The sequence below is a fragment of the Corynebacterium xerosis NBRC 16721 = ATCC 373 genome, from assembly GCF_001552415.1.
GTDB classification, from domain to species: domain Bacteria; phylum Actinomycetota; class Actinomycetes; order Mycobacteriales; family Mycobacteriaceae; genus Corynebacterium; species Corynebacterium xerosis.
The window spans coordinates 90,342-110,402 of the sequence record NZ_BCRD01000001.1; the positions used below are offsets into that span (position 1 = coordinate 90,342).

Here is a 20,061-nt window from a genome sequence, read left to right on the forward strand (position 1 = left end):
GCCGATAGGATCGCGTCCATGGCTTCCCACGGCGAGACCCCGCACACCCCGATGGATGACCCCGATACGGGCCATCTCCCCGGAGCAGGGGGGGATGATCGGGCGGACTGGGAGCCCGCACGCTCCGGTGGCCGGGTCCTGCAGCCGGGCATCACCTTGGCCGCGACGCCGCTGGGCAACATCGGCGATGCGACCGACCGGTTGCGCGCGGCATTGTCGGAGGCCGATCTCATCGCCGCCGAGGACACGCGCCGCGCCCGCCAGCTGGCGTCGGCGCTGGACGTGGAGATCCGCGGCCGGGTCGTCTCCAACTTCGACCACAACGAGGAGCAACGCATCGCGCAGCTTCTCGACGCCGCCCGATCCGGCCACCGCGTCCTCGTGGTCACCGACGCGGGCATGCCCGTGGTGTCCGACCCGGGGCTGGCCGTGGTGGCCGCCGCCCACGATGCGGGGCTGCCCGTGACGTGCCTGCCCGGGGCGTCGGCGGTGACCACAGCCCTGGCGCTGTCCGGTCTGAAGGTGGGGCGCTTCATCTTCGACGGCTTCGCCCCGCGCAAGCAGGGCGCCCGCCGGGAGTGGCTGCAGTCTCTGGCCACCGAGCAGCGGGCATGCTGCTTCTTCGAGTCCCCGCATCGCATCGCCGCCACGCTGGCCGAGGCCGCCGACGTCCTCGGCGGCGACCGCCGCGTGGCCGTGTGCCGCGAACTGACCAAGATGTACGAGGAAACCCGCCGCGGCACGCTCAACGAGGTCGCCGAATGGGCCGAGGGCGGGGTGCGCGGCGAGATCACCGTCGTCATCGAGGGTGCGGGCGTCACCAGTGCGCCGGTGAACCCCGAGGACCTCGTCGAGGAGGTCGAGTTCCGCGTCGCCGGCGGCGATCGGCTCAAGGACGCGTGCCGCTCCGTCGCGGGCACCGCCGGGTTGGTCAAGCACCGCGAGTTGTACCAGGCCGTGCTCGACGCCCGCGCCGCCGGGGACGCGGGCGAAGAATGAGGAAGGGCAGGGCCCGCGCGTCGGCGGAGCGTGCCCCCATTTGGCTAGCCGACGGGTCTTGGCCCGCATATCGTTAACCAATTGTGACGATTGCCCACCAGGCACTGGTCTGACCGGCGGGGATGGCGGGGGCGGGCCGTCGTAAAGCGGTGCCGAAACTGGGAAAAACCTGAGATTTACGTCATTCACATTTGAAATCGCAGGTCAAGGGCCGCCATGGTGGTTATATGACCACCTCTGACCGTGAACACGGACCAGCAGACCGAAGAGAAGGGCTCGACTCCGGTTTCGGCGACGCCGCGGGCGTGGCGACGGGCGCCGTCGTCCCGCCGCCCGCCATCGCCGACAACGACCTGCCCGGCGAGGACCCCGACGGGCGGTCCGGCTCCGGCATCGACCTCGGGGTCACCGTTCCCGCCGTCGGCCTCATTCTGGCCATCGTCGCGTGGGGACTGATCTGGCCGGACAATTTCGCGAACTTCGCCTCGTCCGCGCTGAGCTGGGTCGTGGACAACACCGGCTGGCTGTTCGTCCTGGCCGGCACGGTCTTCGTATTCTTCATCTTCGGCGTCGCGCTGTCGAAGTTCGGGCACATCCGCCTGGGCGGCGACGACGAGAAGCCGGAATTCTCCACGGTCAGCTGGATCGCCATGATGTTCGCCGCGGGCATGGGCATCGGCCTGATGTTCTACGGCGTCGCCGAGCCGCTGACGTTCTACCGCAACGGCGTGCCCGCTCATGAGCCCAACGAGGTCGGCACGGCCATGGCCACGACCATGTTCCACTGGACGCTGCACCCGTGGGCGATCTACGCCATCGTCGGCCTGTCCATCGCCTACGGCACGTACCGCCTGGGGCGGCGCCAGCTGATTTCGGCGGCGTTCATCCCGCTCATCGGCGTGCGCAACGCCGAGGGGTTCCTGGGCAAGCTCATCGACGTCCTGGCGATCTTCGCCACCGTCTTCGGCACCGCCGCGTCGCTCGGCCTGGGCGTCCTGCAGATCACCGCCGGCCTGGAGCACACCGGCCTGGTGGAGAACCCGGGCACGTGGCTGATGCTGGGCATCATCATCGTGCTGGGCTTGGCGTTCCTCGTTTCGGCGTTGTCGGGCGTGAGCAAGGGCATCCAGTACATCTCCAACTTCAACATGATCGCGGCACTGATTCTCGCGGTGTTCGTGCTCGTCGTCGGCCCAACGGTGATCATCCTCAACACCATCCCCACCGCCGCCGGCTCGTACCTGTCGCAGTTCTTCGAGATGGCGTCGCGCACCGGAGCCTCGGCCAATGGCACCGCCGGCGAGTGGCTGTCGGGCTGGACCATCTTCTACTGGGCCTGGTGGATCTCCTGGTCCCCGTTCGTGGGCATGTTCCTGGCGCGGATTTCGCGCGGCCGCACGATCCGCGAGTTCGTGTTCTCCGTCGTGCTGGTGCCGTCGCTGGTGTCGCTGGTGTGGTTCGCCATTTTCGGCGGCTCGGCGATTCACCTCGAGCAGATCGGCCAGTCGATCTGGGGCGACGGTTCCGCCGAAGGGCAGCTGTTCACTCTGCTGGATTCGTTCCCGGGCGGTGGCATCGCGGCGTTCGTGGCGATGATCCTGCTGGCGACGTTCTTCATCACCTCCGCGGACTCCGCGTCGACGGTGATGGGCACCATGAGCCAGAACGGCCGGCTCGACGCGGCGCGCCCCGTGACGGCGATGTGGGGCATCTCGACGGCGCTCATCGCCGTCGTGCTCCTGCTCACGGGAGGCGAGGATGCGCTGTCGAACCTGCAGTCCGTGACCATCCTCGCGGCGAGCCCGTTCGTCCTGGTCATCATTGCGCTCATGTTCGCGCTGGTGAAGGGGCTTTCCGACGACCCGCTGTACCTCGACGACAAGGAGCAGCGCCGATTCGCCCTGAAGCTGGCCCGCGAGCGGCGCATCGCCGCGGCCGCGGAGGGGCGCCGGGCGGCGCGAACCGGCCGCACCATCAAGTCCGGCAAGCCGGGCAAGTCGGGCAAGGCCGCCAAGGCCGCCAAGGGCGGCGCCACCGCCCCGAAGAAGTAGGGGCGGCACGATGAGCGGGCACGACGCCGGGCGCGAACCCCGGGGCGATGCGGGACCCGATTCCGGCTCCGACACCGCAACCGGCCCAGGCGCCGGTGCCGGGCCGGACGATCCGAATGGCGGGCGCTCCGGCGCAGAGACCGGCGCCCGCGCCATCGACTGGGGCGTCGCCGCCCCGGCGCTGATCCTCGTGCTCGCCATCGCGGTGTGGGCCATCGCGGCGCCCGGCGGCTTCGGCGAGGCGTCGAATGCGGCTTTCGAGTGGCTCGTCGGCAAGCTCGGCTGGGCCTTCATCATCGCCGCCGTGGTCTTCTTCGTGGCCATGCTCGCTCTGGCGTTTTCGTCCTTCGGCCACATCCGGCTCGGCCGCGACGGCGAAAAGCCGGAGTTCTCCACCGGCGGCTGGATCGCCATGATGTTCGCCGCCGGCATGGGCATCGGCCTGCTGTTCTACGGCGGCTACGAACCGCTGTTCCACTACCGCAACGGCGTGCCCGGCCACGCGCCCGGCAGCGCCGAGGACGCGTTCGCCCACACCCTGCTGCACTGGGGGCCGGTGGCGTGGGCGACGTACGCGGTCGTCGGCGGCGCGATCGCCTACTCGACGTTCCGGATGGGACGGCCGCAGCTGATTTCCGCGGCGTGCGCCCCGCTCATCGGCGAGCGCCGCGCCCGCGGCTGGCTGGGCAAGCTCATCGACGTGCTGGCGATCTTCGCCACCGTCTTCGGCACCGCCATGTCGCTGGGGCTCGGGGCGTCGCAGATCTCCGAGGGCTTCCGGGCCACCGGCGTCATCGCCGACCCCGGGGTCGGCGTGATGCTCGCCGTCATCGGAGTGCTGTCCATCGGGTACCTGGTGTCGGCGATGTCCGGCGTGGCCCGCGGCGTGCAGATCATGTCGAAGCTCAACATGTGGATGGCCGCCGCCATCGGCGCCTTCGTCCTCATCGCCGGGCCCACCGTCGCCCAGCTCGACTCGATCCCGATGGCGCTGGGCTCGTACCTGGACCAGTTGTTCGAGATGACGTCGCGCTCCGCCGCGTCCGCCGACGGCACCGCCGGCGAGTGGTTGGGCTCGTGGACGATCTTTTACTGGGTGTGGTGGGTGTCGTGGACGCCGTTCGTCGGCATGTTCCTCGCCCGCATTTCCCGGGGGCGGACCATCCGCGAGTTCGTCGTCGGCATCGTGGTGGTGCCGTCGGTGCTGACGCTGGTGTGGTTCTCCATCTTCGGCGGCACGGCCATCGAGTTCGAGCGCACCGGCCGGTCGATCTGGGGCGACGGCACCGCCGAGGCCATGCTGTTCGCCTTGATCGACGAGCTGCCGTGGCCGGGCATCGTGTCGGTGTTCACGATGGTGCTGCTGGCGACGTTCTTCATCACCACCGCCGACTCCGCGTCGACGGTGATGGGCACGATGAGCCAGCGCGGCCGCGTCAACCCGACCCCGTGGGTGACGGGGGTGTGGGGCCTGATGACCACCCTCATCGCCGTGGCGATGCTCCTGTCCGGCGGCACCGACATCCTGTCGTCGCTGCAGACGATCATCATCGTCGCGGGTTCGCCGTTCCTGCTGGTGGTCATCGCGCTGCTGGTCTCGCTGATTCGGGGCGTGGCCAACGATCCCAGCCGCCTCGACGAGAAGGCCTCCCGCAAGGTGCACCTGCGCATGATGCGCGAGCAGCGGGCGCGGGAGAAGGCCGCGCGGAAGGCGAAGCCACGGTCCTGACGAGCGTGCGCCGTGGCTCCCGTGCCGCCACTCGTGGGCGGACGGGTGCCGTCCGTCAGGTGCGGTGCAGCAGCGGCGCGGCCTTCGCCAGGATCTCGTCCCATTCGGCGGCGGGGTCGGAGTCGATGGTGATGCCGCCGCCCACGCCGGCTTCGACGGTGATCGGGGCCGGATGCGGGGAGCGGGCATCGGCGTCGTCAAGCAGGGGGCCCGGGCCCCGGAACTCGGCGGTGCGGATGGCGACGTTGAGCTCCAGCCGGTCGCCGACCGCCGCGCCAACGCCCCCGCAATGCACGCCGCGCGCGACCGGCTCCCATTCCGACAACAGTTCCGCGGCGCGGATCTTCGGCGTGCCCGTCACGGAGGCGGGCGGGAAGCAGGCGTCGATGAGGTCGGGGTGCGGAAGGGCGTCGGGAAGCGTCGCGGTCACCTCCGACACCAGGTGCCACACGCCGGGCGCGGGCCTCACGGCGAGCAGGTCGGTGACGCGCACGCCACCGGTCACCGCGACCTGGCCGAGGTCGTGGCGCACGAGGTCGACGATCATGATGTTCTCCGCCACGTCCTTCGCCGAGGCGGCCAGCTCCGCCGGGTCGGAAGTCAGCGGGATGGTGCCCTTGATGGGCGACTCCCGCACCGTCGAGCCATCGCGCACCAGGAACTCCTCCGGGCTCAGGCTCGCGACCACCATGTCCCGGCCGTCGGCGTCGATCCCGGCGAGGAATGCCGCGCGCACGGGCCCATGCTTGACGACGCGGCGCGCCCACCACCCGGCAGCGGCCATCACCGTCGGATTCGGGGTGGTGCCGGACACGGTGGAGGGCAATGGCGTAGCTGCATCGGGCGCGGAGCTGGTGCGGGCCGTGGTCGACGTGGAGGGCGCCGGCTCGACCGTCCCGTGGAACCGCGTGGACAGGCACGCCTGGTAGACGTCGCCGGCGCGGATGGCGTCGAGGCAGTCGAGCACGCCGCGCTCGTGGGCGGCGCGATCGCCGGCGTCCCACGCGATGGCGGGATCCTCGGGCAGCGCGAACGCGGCGGCGTCGGCGAGGAGGGCGGGCAGCTCCGCGGCCAGTTCGGCGGACGCGCCGGGCGCCACGGACCACGTGCCCGCGGCGGGGGAGTCGGAGGCTCCGTCAGCATTCGCGGCGGCATCGGCGGGCACGTCATAGAAGAGGACGTCCCTCGTCTCCGCGGAAAACGCCTTCCCGGAGTACGGCAACCAACCGAAACGCCACTCGTCCGAATCGGGTGACGAGGTGCGGGAGGGGGCGTCGTCAAGCGAAAAAGCCGATGCCCCGCGACCCGCAACCGGGCGCGGCGCGCAATCCACCGCCACCACCGCCGCGTGCCCGAACCAGTCGCCGACCAGCGCCGCCGGCCGACGACCGGTGGCGGCGAGATGGGCGACGAGCTGGGCGGGCGTCGGGTTCACGCCGATGATGGTAGCGGGCGCGCGAACCGGCCCGGGCCATGGTTTACCCTGAAAGGCATGTCTCGCATCCTCACCGCCGTCGCCTGGCCGTACGCCAACGGACCCCGCCACATCGGGCACGTCGCCGGGTTCGGCGTCCCCTCCGACGTTTTCGCCCGCTACCAGCGCATGGCGGGCAACGAGGTGCTGATGGTCTCCGGCACCGACGAGCACGGCACGCCGCTGCTGGTCCAGGCGGAGAAGGAGGGCGTCACCGTCCAGGAGCTCGCCGACCGGTACAACCGCCAGATCGTCGAGGACCTTGCCGGTCTGGGCCTGAGCTACGACCTGTTCACCCGCACCACCACCCGCAACCACTACGCGGTGGTGCAGGAGCTGTTCCGCGGACTGCACGACAACGGCTACATGGTGCGGCAGACGACGATGGGCGCGATTTCCCCGTCGACGGGCCGCACGCTGCCCGACCGCTACATCGAGGGCACCTGCCCGATCTGCGGCGCGTCCGGCGCCCGCGGCGACCAGTGCGACAACTGCGGCAACCAGCTCGACCCGGCCGACCTCATCGACCCGGTGAGCAAGATCAACGGCGAGACCCCGAAGTTCGTCGAGACCGAGCATTTCCTCCTCGACCTGCCCGCCATCGCCGACGCCCTGGCGGAGTGGCTGAAGGCCCGCGAGGATTGGCGCCCCAACGTGCTGAAGTTTTCGCTGAACCTCCTCGAGGACATCCGCCCGCGCGCCATGACCCGCGACATCGACTGGGGCGTGCCCATCCCGCTGGACGGCTGGTCGGACAACAACGCCAAGAAGCTCTACGTCTGGTTCGACGCGGTCGTCGGTTACCTGTCGGCGTCCATCGAGTGGGCGTACCGCGTCGGCCGCCCCGACGCGTGGCGCGATTTCTGGAACGTCGGCGGCGGCGAAGACGGTGCCGGCGCGGAGTCCTTCTACTTCATGGGCAAGGACAACATCACGTTCCACTCGCAGATCTGGCCGGCGGAGCTGCTGGGCTACGCGGGCAAAGGCTCGCGTGGCGGCGAGGCCGGCGCGCTCGGCGATCTGGACCTGCCCACCGAGGTCGTGTCCTCGGAGTACCTGACCATGTCGGGCTCGAAGTTCTCCTCGTCGAAGGGCGTGGTCATTTACGTCAAGGACTTCCTCGCGGAGTTCGGCCCGGACCCGCTGCGCTACTTCATCGCGGTCGCCGGCCCGGAGAACCAGGACACCGACTTCACGTGGGACGAGTTCGTCCGCCGCGTGAACAACGAGCTGGCCAACGGTTGGGGCAACCTGGTCAACCGCACCGTGTCCATGGCGCACAAGAATTTCGGCGAGGTCCCGCAGCCGGGCGAATTGCTCGACGACGATTCGGCGCTCCTCGACCTCGCCGCGCGCACCTTCGACGAGGCCGGGGCGGCGCTCGGCGCGTCGCGCTTCCGTGCCGCCGTCACCGCCGCGATGCACGTGGTCGGCGAGGCCAACGCCTACATCGCCGCCCAGGAGCCGTGGAAGCTGGCGAAGGACGAGTCGCAGCGCGAGCGCCTGGCCACCGTGCTGTGGACGGCGCTGCAGGTGGTCTCCGACTGCAATACGCTGCTGACCCCGTTCCTGCCGGCGTCGGCGCAGAAGGTCCACGAGACGCTCGGCCGCGATGGCGTGTGGGCCGCCATGCCTGAGATCCGCGAGGTCTCCGACGACATGCCCGTCGAGCCCGTCGGCGTCGGCCTGCCCGAGGCCGGCCGCACCTACCCCGTGATCATGGGCGACTACGCCGACCAGCAGGCGACGTGGGGCCGCGTCGACATGGTGCCGGGCACGGCGCTGTCGAAGCCGAAGCCGCTGTTCGCCAAGCTCGATCCGGAGCTGGCGGAGACCGGCCCGGAGTGGGCGCCGGTCAACCCGGAGCAGTAGCGGCGGCTACTCGCCGCCGTAGGGGTTGCCACCGGACTTCTTGCCGCGCTTGTCCCCGGGCTTCTTCAGGCCCATCGTCTCGGGGTCGAAGGCCTTGTTCATGAAGCCGATCGCGCGGCTGGTCAGCTGCTCGGTCTGGGCCTTGCGCTCCAGGCGCAGCTCGGCGAGGCGCTCTTCCTCGAGGATCTTCTGCTTCGCCGCGCGCTCCTGCTCGGCGGCCTTGCGTTCGGCGGCGCGGAGCTTCTCCGACGACCGCAGTTCGCGCAGCCGCTGCCGCTCCACCGACTGGGGGCTGGGGACGTGCCAGGAGTCGGGTCCGACCTTCATCACGTACAGCATCAGCCACACGGTGGGGATGAGCAGCAGCAATACCGCCGGCAGCGGTGAGGCGATCATGGCCGACCACACGATGGTGCCGGCGGCGGCGCCGACCGTCGTCAAGCCGAGCAGGCCCAGCCGGGTCTTCTTGCCGTGCTGGTACGCGGCGTCGATTTCCTCGCCGGCGTAGAGCTTCGCGGGGGCTTGCCCGGGCAGGCCGGCCGTGCGGGAGGCGGGCAGGTCGTCGAAAAGCGGGAGCAGTTCGGTGCCGGTCTGGGCGCAGGCGACCTGCTGGACGCGATCGTCGTATTCGTCGATGGTCAGGCGGCCCTCGGAGAACGCGCGGCCGAGGCTGGCCATGGCGGCCTCGCGCTCGGCATCGCTGATGCGGTAGTTGGCGTCGTCTCCGCTGGGGTTCCCGTGGCTGGCCGTCATGCCACCGATGATATCCCCGGGCCTAGACTTGGCCGACATGGGAAAGAAAAAGCGCCCCGTCGCCCAGCCCGCCCCGTACGTCGCGCCGCTCTTCGACGCGCACACGCACCTCGCGTCCTGCGGGGCCCGCGATGAAGCGTCGATCGCCGCGCTGATGGACCGCGCGATGGCCGCCGGAGTCGCCGGCGTGTGCACCATCGGCGACGGCCTGCCGGAGACGGAGCTGGCCGTCGCGGCGTCGCGCTTGCATCCGCGCGTGTGGGCGGCTGCGGCGATTCATCCGACCCGGGCCCACGAGCTTGACGACGCCGCCCGCGCGCGGCTCACCGAGATGGCCTCGGAGGAGCGGGTCGTGGCCATCGGGGAGACCGGGCTGGACGAGTACTGGATCGGCAAGATGGACGACTGCGCGCCGCTGGACGTGCAGATCGAGGCGCTGCACTGGCACATGGGGTTGGCGGCGGGCGTCGGCAAGCCGCTGATGATCCACAACCGCGAGGCCGACGAAAACCTGATGCGCGAGCTCGACGGGTACGACGGGACGGTGATCCTGCATTGCTTCAGCTCGCCGATCGCCGTGGCGCGGGAGGCGCTGGAGCGCGGGTACGTGCTGTCCTTCACCGGCAACGTCACCTTCAAGCGCAACGCCGACCTGCGGCTGGCGGTGGAGGAGGCGCCGGCGGAGCAGTTGCTGGTGGAGACCGACGCGCCGTACATGACCGCCGAGCCTTACCGCGGGGCCCGCAACGAGTCGGCGTTCGTGGGGTGGCAGGCGCGGTGCATGGCCGAGGCGCGGGGGATCCCGGCCGAGGAGATGGCCGCGCAGCTGACCGCCAACGCCGAGCGCATCTACGGCATCGAGGTGCCCGGGTTGTAGCGCCGCCACCTCTCGCCCCTTCTCGCCCCCTCTTCGCCCCTGTTCGCCCGCTCGGCGCCTTCGGCCCGGGGGAATTGCTGTCACATCCACCACAGTCGCCACATGACTTCCACCGAATGGGGGTGTGTAACGCCGCCATAACGGCAACTGTGGTGCGAATAACGCCCGAATCGGTGGTCAACCTGGGCGTTTAGTGGACTTCGACGGGTTCTTTACCGTAACGTGACCGCAGTACTTTCACCGGGGTCGCCGAAATCGCCCGCCCGCCCCGGGGAACACCGAGAGGAACCGTTACACCGTGAGCAAGCACGTCAAGCCGAACGTCAACCGCCTGAACAACAAGGCCACCACCACCAAGCGCGTCGCCACCGGCGGCCTGCTGGTGGCCCTGGTCGCCGGCGGCGGCACCGCGGCCGCCGCGCAGAAGAGCGTCACGGTCGACGTCGACGGCGAGATCCAGCAGGTGTCCACCATCTTCGGCGACGACGCCCGCATCCTGGACAAGGCCGGCGTCGAGGTCGCCGACGGTGACCAGGTCATCCGCCAGGGCGAGATCGCCGACGGCGGGAAGCTGGTCTACCGCTCCGGGAAGCCAGTGTCGCTGACCATCGACGGCAAGACCACGAACACGACGACCACGGCGCTGACCGTCGATGAGCTCATCGAGTCGCTGCCGCAGGTCACCGCCGTCGATTCCGTCAAGGCGCCGTCGGCGAAGATCCCGGCCGAGGGCATCGAGCTGGACATCGTCACGGCCAAGGACATCGTGCTCAACGATTCCGGCCGCGAGGGGCGCCTGCAGATGGCCGTCGCCACCGTCGCCGACGTGCTCGAGCAGCGCGGCATCGTCCTGGGCGAGGGCGAGACCGTCACCCCGGCGCCGGAGACCCCGGTCGCCGAGGGAATGCGCATCGACGTGTCGCGCTTCATCGAGCAGGTGGTCACCGAGGACGTCGAGATCCCGTCGCCGGAGGAGATCATCGAGGACCCGGAGCTTTACGACGACGAGCGCATCGTGGAGACCCAGGGTGCCGCCGGCACCAAGCTGATGCAGGTCAAGGTCCTGTCGCGCGACGGCCAGGAGCTGTCCCGCGAGGTGCTGAAGGAAGAGGAGAAGCTCGCCCCGACCGTCACCACGATCCGCCAGGGCACCAAGCCCCGCCCGGGCGCCGCCCCGGCCGTGGCCAACGGTTCCGTGTGGGACGCGCTCGCCCAGTGCGAGTCCGGCGGCGACTGGAGCATCGACACCGGCAACGGCTACTCCGGTGGCCTGCAGTTCCACCCGCAGACCTGGACCGCCCACGGTGGCGGCCAGTACGCGCCGACGGCCGGCCAGGCCTCCCGCGAACAGCAGATCGCCGTGGCCGAGAAGGTCCAGGCGTCCCAGGGCTGGGGCGCGTGGCCCGCGTGCTCGGCGTCGCTGGGGCTGCTCTAAGTGACCGAAGTCCGTCTTCTCGGGCCCGTCGAGGTCCGCCAACTCGCCACCGAGCTGGATCTGACGCCGACGAAGAAGCTCGGCCAGAACTTCGTCCACGACCCGAACACCGTGCGGCGCATCGTCGCCGCCGCCGACCTGTCGCCGGACGACTATCCGGTGGAGGTCGGCCCCGGCCTGGGGTCGCTGACCCTCGGGCTGCTGGAGCACTGCGGCCGCGCCGCGGCGGTCGAGATCGATCCGCGCCTGGCCGGTCGGCTGCCGCAGACGGTGTCGGAATTCGCGCCGGGGCGCCCGCTGAACCTGGTTCTCAAGGACGCGATGACGGTGACGCGGGATGATCTCGTCGGAAAGCAGACCGTTGCGGGCGCCGGCGCAGGTGCCGCCGGGGGAGACGGCGATGGAGCCGCGACCGCCGAGTTCCCCGAGCCGACCGCCCTCGTGGCCAACCTGCCGTACAACGTGTCCGTGCCGGTGCTGCTGCACATGCTGCGCGAGTTCCCGTCGATCCGGCGGGTGCTGGTGATGGTGCAGCTCGAGGTCGCCGAGCGCCTGGCCGCCGCGCCGGGGTCGAAGATCTACGGCGTGCCCAGCGTGAAGGCCGCCTTCCACGGTTCGGTGCGCCGGGCCGGGACCATCGGCCCCAACGTGTTTTGGCCGGTGCCGAAGGTCGATTCCGGCCTGGTGCGCATCGACGTCTTCGGCGTGCCGGGGCCCGACGGCGAGCCGTCGCCGGCCGGTGATGCGCCGTGGCCGGTGTCGGACGAGGCGCGCGCGAAGGTGTGGCCGCTCATCGACGCCGCGTTCGCCCAGCGCCGCAAGACGCTGCGGGCGGCGTTGTCCGGCGTGTACGGATCCGGCGCGGCGGCCGAGGAGGCCCTCGTCGCCGCCGGCATCGATCCGAAGCTGCGCGGGGAGCGGCTCGAGGTCGCGGACTTCGTCAGGCTCGCCGGGCTGTAGCCCGCGGAGCGGCACCCGCCGCTGGGCACCTCAGCTGAGCCCGCTGCCCTCGGCACCCGCTAACCCACCCCGAATGGTTTAACCCACCCGCTGTAACGGGTGGGTTAAACCATTCGGGGTGGGTTTGGCGTTGGCGGGGAAAAGGGGAGCGACGGCGGCCGTCGTCAAGCGAAAAGTGGCGGTGAGCTGGCATGTTCGAGAACTCGGCCGAAGTTCCGGCCAGGTCATCCGGAGCGTGTTCTAGCTTGTGGTCATGACTTTCACGAATGAAACCATTGACCACTTGTTCACTGCCCCGGGCGCGCTTCGCGGCGTGCTCGCCGACGCCTGCGCGGGCGATGCGGACCCCGGTGGAACCTCCGCCGGCGGGGGACTGATCTGCCCGGACGCCGACCTCGACTTCCACCCCGACGAGCTGGGGTTGTTCGACGCGTTCGACGTCATCGACGAGATGCGCGACGACCTGCCGAACCTGAAGCACGTATGGCGTGACGACGACGGCACGAGGGTGACGCTCGTCGCCGAGACGGGGGAGATGCTGGTGGCGTCGTACACCGTCATCGAGCTGGGGCATCGCTCCGGCGGGACGCGGGCCGGTGGTGCCGCGTGGGACGTGGCGGCGTTCGGTGCCGGCGGGTTCCCCGTGCCGGTCGGCGTGGCGAAGCGGGGCTTCGAGCCCGCGATGACCAAGACCGCGAAGACGGCGGAAGGCCTGCGGAAGATCGTGGCGCGGATGTTCGCGGGCTGGGTATCCGACGAAACTCGCCGGGCGCGGGACCGGAAGCGCGAGCAGATGAAGCGGCTGACGGAGAAGAACCGCGCGAAGGCGATCGCGTGGCTCGAGGGACTGCATGGCGCCCTGGAGATGGGTGATCGCGAGTCCCATCGCGGTGACCTGGACGGCCACCACTGGCTCGACGGTTTCGACGACCCCGAACTGGCCTACGCGGTGGTTCGCTACCGCGAGAGCGGGCGTGACGTGCTGCGCGTGATGTGGCTGGACCTGACCAGCGTCGATGATGCCGTCGCGGACCTGAAGGAGTGTCGCGTCGAGAGCATCGAGGCCGCCGACCTCATCGGAGACGAAGCGGTTTGGCAGATCCTGACGTGGGACGACGAGAATCGCACGCCGGCGGATTGGACGGCGGCGTGAGCAGCTCGGACGTATGGCGCGTGACGGTCGAGTTCTCGGTGACGGATGTCATTCGCTGTGGGGCGGTCGCCGATCCCGGGGCGGCCGCCGTGCCGGTCGCAGTGCCGGACGACGCGCCGGCCGCCGTGGCGAACTTCGACGAGCTGGAGCGGCACCTCAAACGGTTTCCCGGGTTGGACTTGACCTTTGACCGCGCGGCAAACGTCGGAGTGGTCGATGTCGTGGTGCAAAGGCCGGGCGGTCGGTGGGGCGCTACTGACGCCGGCGAGGCGGCGACCATGGCGACGGGGATCGTCTCCGACATCGCGGGCGTGGTTCTGCGGGTTCCGACGGACCGGGTGGCGACGGTCGTCGGCGGTGACGTGGAAAAGATCGCGCAGCGCACCGCCTGGTGGCATGCCGACGAAGACGCGCCGATGACCGATTCGGAGCGCCATGGTTTCCTGCGGCGCCAAGGCGTGTTCGACGAACGCATGACGGCGGAAGAGCGGTACTCGATGCTCGAGGAGTGGGCCAACGATGTCGACGTGAAAATCGGCATCGCCGCAGGTTTCTAGCTTCGGTGGTGCGACGAGGAGGCTGAGCTCGTGGGGGTCACCGCCCCAGCACGCGGCCGACGTGCCAGGCCAGCGGCAGCTCGGCGAGCTCGTCGGGCGTGGCCCACAAGTAGTCGGAGTGCTCGCGGGTCAGCGTGATCTCGGGGACCTCGGGGGCCTCGCCTGCGTCGGTGGCGTCGGCATCGTCGCCGGGGATGAATGCTTCGAAAGTGACGATGTGGTACCTGAAGTCACCGCCCTTGGTGTCGGGATTCGACCAGTGCGCGACTTCCGGGCCGAGTTCACCGACCAGGCCCGTCTCCTCCGTCAACTCCCGCAGGGCCGCGACCGCGGGCTCCTCGCCCGGCTCGCTCTTGCCTCCGGGCACATCCCACTGATCGCCGAGATAGCCGCCGGGGGCGCGGCGCAGCACCAGCAATCGGTCACCGCGGCGCACCAGGACGTTGCAGACCCAGCCGTCCGCCTCCGGCCAGGCGGACAACGTGGCCGTGCCCTCGGGCTCGCGGCGGCTGGTGGCAGGCTTGTCGTGGTGGCGGTCGTCGATCATGGGGAAATCTTAAGGTGGCCCCGGATTCGCCGCGCAATCCACGGTCGGTCGCCCCCACCCGCGCCGCCCCTCCCACGGGCCGCATCCGGTGACCCTTCTCGGGACGGCGCCGTTGCCGGCGCATTCCCTGGTCACGGCGGCCGCCCATAACTTTCCAATAAAGTTCCTCATGCAAAAACAGTGATCGTCGTACACTGAGAAATGGCTTATCAAATCTCCGACAAGAGGAGCTGATGGAACCATGAGGGCTTCGCAAGGACGATCCCCGACGGGGGATCACCGACGATGGGGCCGCCGGCTCCATGGGCGGCCACATGAACCGGAAGCGACGGCGGACGTCGCACGCCCCCGTCGCAAAGCACATTGGAAGCGCAAGTCCGCGGCGCTGCTCGCGGCGCTGACCGTCGCATCCCCGATGCTGGCGGCCTGCGGCACCGACGAGGGCGGGCCGACCGTCCTGCGGTTCATGGGCCCCGCCGACGGCGTCGACCAGTACACCGCCGCCGCGCAGAAATGCTCGGACCAGGCCGACGGCCGGTACACCATCGAGTACGACGTCTCCGCCAAGCAGACCGACGACCAGCGCCTGCAGCTGGCGCGGCGCATCGTCGGCGGCGACGATTCCTTCGACATCATGGGTCTGGACGTCACGTGGACCGCCGAGTTCGCCGAAGCGGGCTGGGCGGTCGAGTTCCCGGAGGACGTCGCCAAGCGGGTCGAGGACGGCACGCTGTCCGGCCCGATGGAAACCGCCACGTGGGACGACAAGGTCTACGGCGCTCCGCTGAACACGAACACGCAGCTCATGTGGTACCGCAAGTCGCTGATGCCGCAGGGCCCCGACGGCCAGCCGGCGCCCCCGCGCACGTGGAAGGAAATCGCCGCGCACGGCGGAACGCTCGCCGACGAGGGCAAGCCCTCCTACATCGGCGTGCAGGCCGCGCAGTACGAGGGCGTGGTCGTGTGGTTCAACTCCATGCTCGAAGCCGCCGGCGGCTCCATCGTCGACGAGTCCGGCCGCGAAGCCACCATCGACGAAGGCGACGCCGCCCAGCGCGCACTGGAAGCGATGAAGGCCGTGGCCACCGCGAAGGGCGCCGATCCGTCGACGTCGCAGCTCGACGAGAACATGGCCCGCCTGGCCTTCGACCGCGGCGACGCATTCATGCAGGTCAACTACCCGTTCGTGTACGCGGGCCTGAAGGAGAAGGCGGAGGGCGGCGACGCCCGCGCCAAGGAGGCCTTCGACGACCTCGGCTGGGCGGTCTACCCCGGCATGGAGGCCGACGAGCCGTCCAAGGCGACCATCGGCGGCCTCAACATCGCCGTGCCGTCGACGTCGAAGAACCAGGATCTCGCGTTCGAGGCCATCGAGTGCCTGCGCAACGAAGAAAACCAGTTGCACAACGCGCTCACCGGCGGCCTGCCGCCGACGCTGACCAAGCTGTACACCGAGGCGACCGACGAGTTCATCGAGGAGTACCCCTTCTACCGGGAGATCTTCGAGTCGCTCAACACGCTCGACCCGGCGGACCTGGGGCCGGAGGAGCAGAGCCTGCTCCCCGATGAACGCACCGTCTCCGTCGCCGTTCGCCCCGCGTCGCCCGCCTACCAGTCCGTGTCGATTCTCCTGGCGTCGCGGCTGAGCCCGCCGGGCGAGATCGACCCGGAATCGCTCGTGCCCGAACTCGCCGACGAGATCGACCGGGCCATCAAGTCCGAAGGGTTGGTGCCGTGATGACCGCGCCAAAGACCACGTCGCCCGCGTCCGTCGCGCCCGATGAGCCGACGGCCGCCGTCGACAAGAAGGCGAAGCACAAGTACTCCGACGGCCGCAAGGCCGAGCGGCGCCTGGGCATGATGCTTGTCGCGCCGGCGGTGATCCTGATGCTGGCCGTCACCGCGTACCCGATCATCTACGCCGTGTGGCTGTCGATGCAGCGCTACGACCTGCGTTTCCCCGCCGACCGCGAATTCGTCGGCCTGGACAACTACGCCGCCGTGCTGTCGTCGGGCTACTGGTGGGAATCGCTGTGGGTGACCGTGTTCATCACGGTGATCTCGGTGATCATCGAGTTCGTTCTCGGCCTGGCCATCGCGATGGTCATGCACCGGGCGATCTTCGGCCGCGGCATCGTCCGAACGGTGGTGCTGGTGCCCTACGGCATCGTCACCGTCGCCGCCGCCTACTCGTGGAACTACGCCTGGACGCCGGGCACCGGCTACCTGGCCAATTTGCTTCCCGACGGGTCGGCGCCGCTGACCGAGCAGTGGCCGTCGATTTTCATCATCATCCTCGCCGAGGTGTGGAAGACCACGCCGTTCATGGCGCTGCTGCTGCTCGCCGGCCTGGCCCTGGTGCCGGACGACGTGCTCAAGGCCGCGGCCCTGGACGGCGCCGGATTCTGGCACCGCCTGTTCAAGATCACGCTTCCGCTGATGAAGCCGTCGATCATCGTGGCGCTGCTGTTCCGCACGCTCGACGCGTTCCGCGTGTTCGACAACATCTACATCCTGACCAAGGGCAACAACGGCACCGGCTCGGTGTCGATCCTCGGCTACAACAACCTGTTCAAGGCGTTCAACCTGGGCATCGGCTCCGCGATATCGGTGCTGATCTTCCTGTGCGTGGCCGTCATCGCATTCATCTTCGTCAAGGGGCTCGGCGCATCGACCCCGGGCAACGGGAAGGAGTGATCGGCCATGCAACGAGGAACCGGAAAAGAAAAGGCGCTCTGGACCATCGCGCTGGTGCTCGTCGTCTTGTACGCGCTGGTGCCCGTGGCCTGGATCGCGTCATTGTCGTTCAAGACCACGGCCACCCTCCACGACGGGCATTTCATTCCGCGCGAGTGGACCCTGGACAACTACAAGGGGATCTTCTCCACGTCGGAGTTCACCCGGGCGCTGATCAACTCGATCGGCATCGGCATCATCACCACGTTGATCGCCGTCATCGTGGGCACCATGGCCGCCTACGCCATCGCCCGCCTGACGTTCCCCGGCAAGTCGGTGATCCTCGGCGTTTCGCTGCTCATCGCGATGTTCCCGCAGGTGTCGCTGGTCAGCCCGCTGTTCGACATCGAGCGCAAGCTCGGCCTGTTCGACACGTGGCCCGGCCTGATCCTGCCGTACATCACGTTCGCGCTGCCGATGGCCATCTTCATCCTGTCGTCCTTCTTCAAGGAGATCCCGTGGGAGCTGGAGAAGGCCGCGCAGATGGACGGCGCCACGCCGTTTCAGGCGTTCCGCCTGGTGGTGGCTCCGTTGGCCATCCCGGGCATCGTCACCGCGGCGATCCTGGTGTTCATCTTCGCGTGGAACGACTTCCTGTTGGCGGTGTCGCTGACCTCCACGGAGGCCGCCCGCACCGCACCGGCCGCGATGGCCAACTTCACGGGTTCGTCCCAGTTCGAGGAGCCGACGGGTTCGATCGCCGCGGCGGCGATCGTCATCACCATCCCGATCATCATCTTCGTCGTCATTTTCCAACGCCGCATCGTGGCCGGCCTGACCTCCGGCGCAGTGAAGGGATAGCAAGTCATGGCCGAAATCGAACTCAAGAACGTGTCCAAGAGGTTCCCGGACGGGGCCGTCGGCGTCGACGACGCGAACCTGCACATCAAGGACGGGGAGTTCATCATCCTCGTCGGCCCGTCGGGCTGCGGCAAGTCGACGACGCTGAACATGATCGCCGGGCTGGAGGACATCACCGACGGTGATCTGCTCATCGGCGGCGACCGCGTCAACGACGTCGCCCCGAAGGACCGCGACATCGCGATGGTGTTCCAGTCCTACGCGCTGTACCCGCACATGACGGTGCGCGAGAACATCGAGTTCCCGCTGAAGCTGGCGAAGCTGCCGAAGAAGGAGATCGACGAGAAGGTCGCCGAGGCCTCGCGCATCCTCGATCTGGATCCGTACCTGGACCGCAAGCCGTCGAACCTGTCGGGCGGGCAGCGCCAGCGCGTGGCCATGGGCCGTGCGATCGTGCGCCGCCCGAAGGTGTTCCTCATGGACGAGCCGCTGTCGAACCTCGACGCGAAGCTGCGCGTGCAGATGCGCGCGGAGATTTCACGGCTGCAGGATCAGCTGGGCGTCACCACCGTCTACGTCACGCACGACCAGACCGAGGCGATGACCCTCGGCGACCGCGTCGTGGTGATGAAGGGCGGCGTGATCCAGCAGGTCGGCGAGCCGCAGGAGCTCTACGATCACCCGAAGAACCTGTTCATCGCCGGTTTCATCGGCTCGCCGTCGATGAACTTCACGCCCGGCCGCCTCAACGGCGGCGTGGTGTCCACCGGGTTGGGCGACATCCCCCTGGGCGAGGAACTGGCGTCCAAGCTGGGGGATTCCAACGACCGCCAGGTCATCGTCGGCCTGCGCCCGGAGGCGTTCGAGGACGCGTCCCTGGTCGAGGAGGACCAGCGCGGCAACGGCGTGGTCACCGAGGTTGACGTCGAGGTGCTCGAGTCGATGGGCTCGGACAAGTTCGCGCACTTCACCGCCCCGGAGACGGGGGAGAAGGGCGCCGGCGGCGTCGCATCGTCGGCGGCCGCGGCGGACGCGGGCCTGGACGACAAGTCCACGGGCACCATGGTCGCGCGGCTGTCGGCGGAGTCGCCGGCGCGGCGCGGCGAGAAGGTGTCGCTGTGGTTCGACCCCGCGAAGGTCACCGTCTTCGACGCGGAGACCGGCGACAACCTGGGGCTGTGACCCGCAGTTGATCGACCAAGCCCGGCGTGGCCGCGTGCGCGCCGGGCCCTCGTGAAGCACCGGCCCTCACCGGCCGCCGACCCGGATCACTCGGGTTGGCGGCCGGTTTCGCGTACCCGCTCGAAGACGTCGTCCGACCATTCGTGGCGGCGGATGAGGCGGTAGCGTTCCGCGGCGATCCACACGTAGAGTTCGGCGTCGGTGTGGTTGGGGGCTAGGCCGACGGCGCGGGCGGCGGCGACGACCGGCTCGTACTCGGTGGTGAACCAGCGGTCGGCGACGTCCTCGCGGGGGAGGAACGCGCGCTCTGCCTGCATGGTGCGGAAGCCCCAGGCCTCGACGTTTTCCGCGAGCTCGGCGTACTTCCAGGGGTTGGGCAGGACGATCCTTGCGGCTCGCTCGGCGGGCAGCGGCACGCGCGACAGGAAGATGCGGCGGTGGTCCTTGAGCACCAGGTCGCGGTTGGAGCGGATGCCGTCGGCGTCGACGCGCGTAAGGATCTCCGTGACGTGGGCGTCGATGTGCGAATTGCCGCGATTGCGGGCGATGGAGACGCGGTGGTGGCCGTCGACGACGAAGTACATGCCGCCGACCTTGCGCAACCGCACCGGCGGGACCGTTTCGCCGCGGCGCTGGGCGGCGTTGATGCGGGCCCACCGTTCGCGGGATATCGACGTGGTGGGGCGGAAGTCGCGGTCGAACTGGCCGGTGCGGTCGACCGAGCCGACGATCGCCTCGACGGGGACGTCGACCAGGCCGAGCTCGCGGCGGCCGGTTTCGCCCAGCGCGGCGACGACCTCGTCGTAGGGGAGGACCTGCGTGATGTCGTCGGGTTGGCGGCGCAGCCGTGCCACGGCCCTGCTCAGGCGGGCGCGGCGTCGGGCGCGGGAGAAGTCGGCCTGGGCGTCGGCGTCGGGGAAACCGGTGTCGGCCAT

Annotated in this window: 17 protein-coding genes; 13 read left to right on the forward strand and 4 right to left on the reverse strand. The window is 69.4% G+C overall.

Annotation, left to right across the window (positions count from 1 at the left end; translation table 11 throughout):
• The first annotated feature begins 18 nt into the window (after positions 1–18).
• The 3 genes from rsmI to CX1_RS00475 all read left to right on the forward strand — a co-directional run bounded on the left by rsmI (position 19) and on the right by CX1_RS00475 (position 4,779).
• The gene (rsmI, locus tag CX1_RS00465; RefSeq protein ID WP_255217616.1) at positions 19–999 is read left to right on the forward strand and encodes a 16S rRNA (cytidine(1402)-2'-O)-methyltransferase; all 981 of its coding nucleotides are present in this window, start codon (positions 19–21) and stop codon (positions 997–999) included.
• 227 nt (positions 1,000–1,226) lie between these two features.
• Complete coding sequence (locus tag CX1_RS00470; RefSeq protein WP_082718946.1) at positions 1,227–3,050, forward strand: BCCT family transporter; 1,824 nt, start codon at positions 1,227–1,229, stop codon at positions 3,048–3,050.
• Between the two features lie 10 nt (positions 3,051–3,060).
• Positions 3,061–4,779: a BCCT family transporter gene (locus tag CX1_RS00475; RefSeq protein ID WP_082718947.1), complete on the forward strand. Its 1,719-nt coding sequence runs from the start codon at positions 3,061–3,063 to the stop codon at positions 4,777–4,779.
• A 55-nt stretch (positions 4,780–4,834) separates the two neighbouring features.
• Here the strand turns inward: CX1_RS00475 and CX1_RS00480 are convergent, their stop codons facing one another.
• Positions 4,835–6,214, reverse strand: coding sequence for a chorismate-binding protein (locus CX1_RS00480; protein WP_060925130.1), 1,380 nt, complete (start codon positions 6,212–6,214; stop codon positions 4,835–4,837).
• A gap of 57 nt (positions 6,215–6,271) precedes the next feature.
• Between CX1_RS00480 and metG the strand changes: the two genes are divergently transcribed.
• The gene (gene metG, locus CX1_RS00485; protein WP_046649887.1) at positions 6,272–8,125 is read left to right on the forward strand and encodes a methionine--tRNA ligase; all 1,854 of its coding nucleotides are present in this window, start codon (positions 6,272–6,274) and stop codon (positions 8,123–8,125) included.
• 6 nt (positions 8,126–8,131) lie between these two features.
• Here the strand turns inward: metG and CX1_RS00490 are convergent, their stop codons facing one another.
• Positions 8,132–8,878 carry a DUF1707 domain-containing protein gene (locus CX1_RS00490; RefSeq protein WP_052753089.1) on the reverse strand — a complete coding sequence of 249 codons (747 nt, stop codon included), beginning with the start codon at positions 8,876–8,878 and terminating at the stop codon, positions 8,132–8,134.
• A 37-nt stretch (positions 8,879–8,915) separates the two neighbouring features.
• Between CX1_RS00490 and CX1_RS00495 the strand changes: the two genes are divergently transcribed.
• From CX1_RS00495 to CX1_RS00515, 5 genes are all read left to right on the forward strand, one after another.
• Positions 8,916–9,755 carry a TatD family hydrolase gene (locus CX1_RS00495; RefSeq protein WP_046649886.1) on the forward strand — a complete coding sequence of 280 codons (840 nt, stop codon included), beginning with the start codon at positions 8,916–8,918 and terminating at the stop codon, positions 9,753–9,755.
• A gap of 298 nt (positions 9,756–10,053) precedes the next feature.
• On the forward strand, positions 10,054–11,190 hold the full coding sequence (locus CX1_RS12865; protein WP_060925131.1) for a resuscitation-promoting factor: 1,137 nt from the start codon (positions 10,054–10,056) through the stop codon (positions 11,188–11,190).
• Positions 11,191–12,150 (forward strand): 16S rRNA (adenine(1518)-N(6)/adenine(1519)-N(6))-dimethyltransferase RsmA, encoded by a 960-nt coding sequence (gene rsmA / locus CX1_RS00505; protein ID WP_060925132.1) that lies wholly within the window; start codon positions 11,191–11,193, stop codon positions 12,148–12,150.
• 253 nt (positions 12,151–12,403) lie between these two features.
• Entirely contained in the window at positions 12,404–13,303 is a 900-nt protein-coding gene (locus CX1_RS00510) for a hypothetical protein (RefSeq protein ID WP_146780796.1), read from the forward strand.
• Positions 13,300–13,860 carry a hypothetical protein gene (locus tag CX1_RS00515; protein ID WP_146780798.1) on the forward strand — a complete coding sequence of 187 codons (561 nt, stop codon included), beginning with the start codon at positions 13,300–13,302 and terminating at the stop codon, positions 13,858–13,860. Before CX1_RS00510 ends, CX1_RS00515 begins: the two co-directional genes overlap by 4 nt.
• Positions 13,861–13,897: 37 nt before the next feature.
• On the opposite strand, the gene CX1_RS00520 is transcribed toward CX1_RS00515, so the two are convergent.
• Positions 13,898–14,407 carry an NUDIX hydrolase gene (locus CX1_RS00520; protein WP_052753088.1) on the reverse strand — a complete coding sequence of 170 codons (510 nt, stop codon included), beginning with the start codon at positions 14,405–14,407 and terminating at the stop codon, positions 13,898–13,900.
• Between the two features lie 241 nt (positions 14,408–14,648).
• Between CX1_RS00520 and CX1_RS00525 the strand changes: the two genes are divergently transcribed.
• From CX1_RS00525 to CX1_RS00540, 4 genes are read left to right on the forward strand one after another with little or no spacing between them, the layout of a single operon-like run.
• Positions 14,649–16,145, forward strand: coding sequence for an extracellular solute-binding protein (locus tag CX1_RS00525; RefSeq protein WP_082718948.1), 1,497 nt, complete (start codon positions 14,649–14,651; stop codon positions 16,143–16,145).
• Positions 16,145–17,104, forward strand: coding sequence for a carbohydrate ABC transporter permease (locus CX1_RS00530; RefSeq protein ID WP_046649882.1), 960 nt, complete (start codon positions 16,145–16,147; stop codon positions 17,102–17,104). Before CX1_RS00525 ends, CX1_RS00530 begins: the two co-directional genes overlap by 1 nt.
• A gap of 6 nt (positions 17,105–17,110) precedes the next feature.
• On the forward strand, positions 17,111–17,944 hold the full coding sequence (locus CX1_RS00535) for a carbohydrate ABC transporter permease (RefSeq protein WP_046649881.1): 834 nt from the start codon (positions 17,111–17,113) through the stop codon (positions 17,942–17,944).
• 6 nt (positions 17,945–17,950) lie between these two features.
• A complete protein-coding gene (locus CX1_RS00540) occupies positions 17,951–19,126 on the forward strand; it encodes an ABC transporter ATP-binding protein (RefSeq protein WP_046649880.1) in 1,176 nt (391 codons plus the stop codon).
• Positions 19,127–19,212: 86 nt separating this feature from the next.
• Here CX1_RS00540 and CX1_RS00545 read toward each other — a convergent pair whose 3' ends face one another.
• Positions 19,213–20,061 (reverse strand): ParB N-terminal domain-containing protein, encoded by an 849-nt coding sequence (locus CX1_RS00545; RefSeq protein ID WP_046649879.1) that lies wholly within the window; start codon positions 20,059–20,061, stop codon positions 19,213–19,215.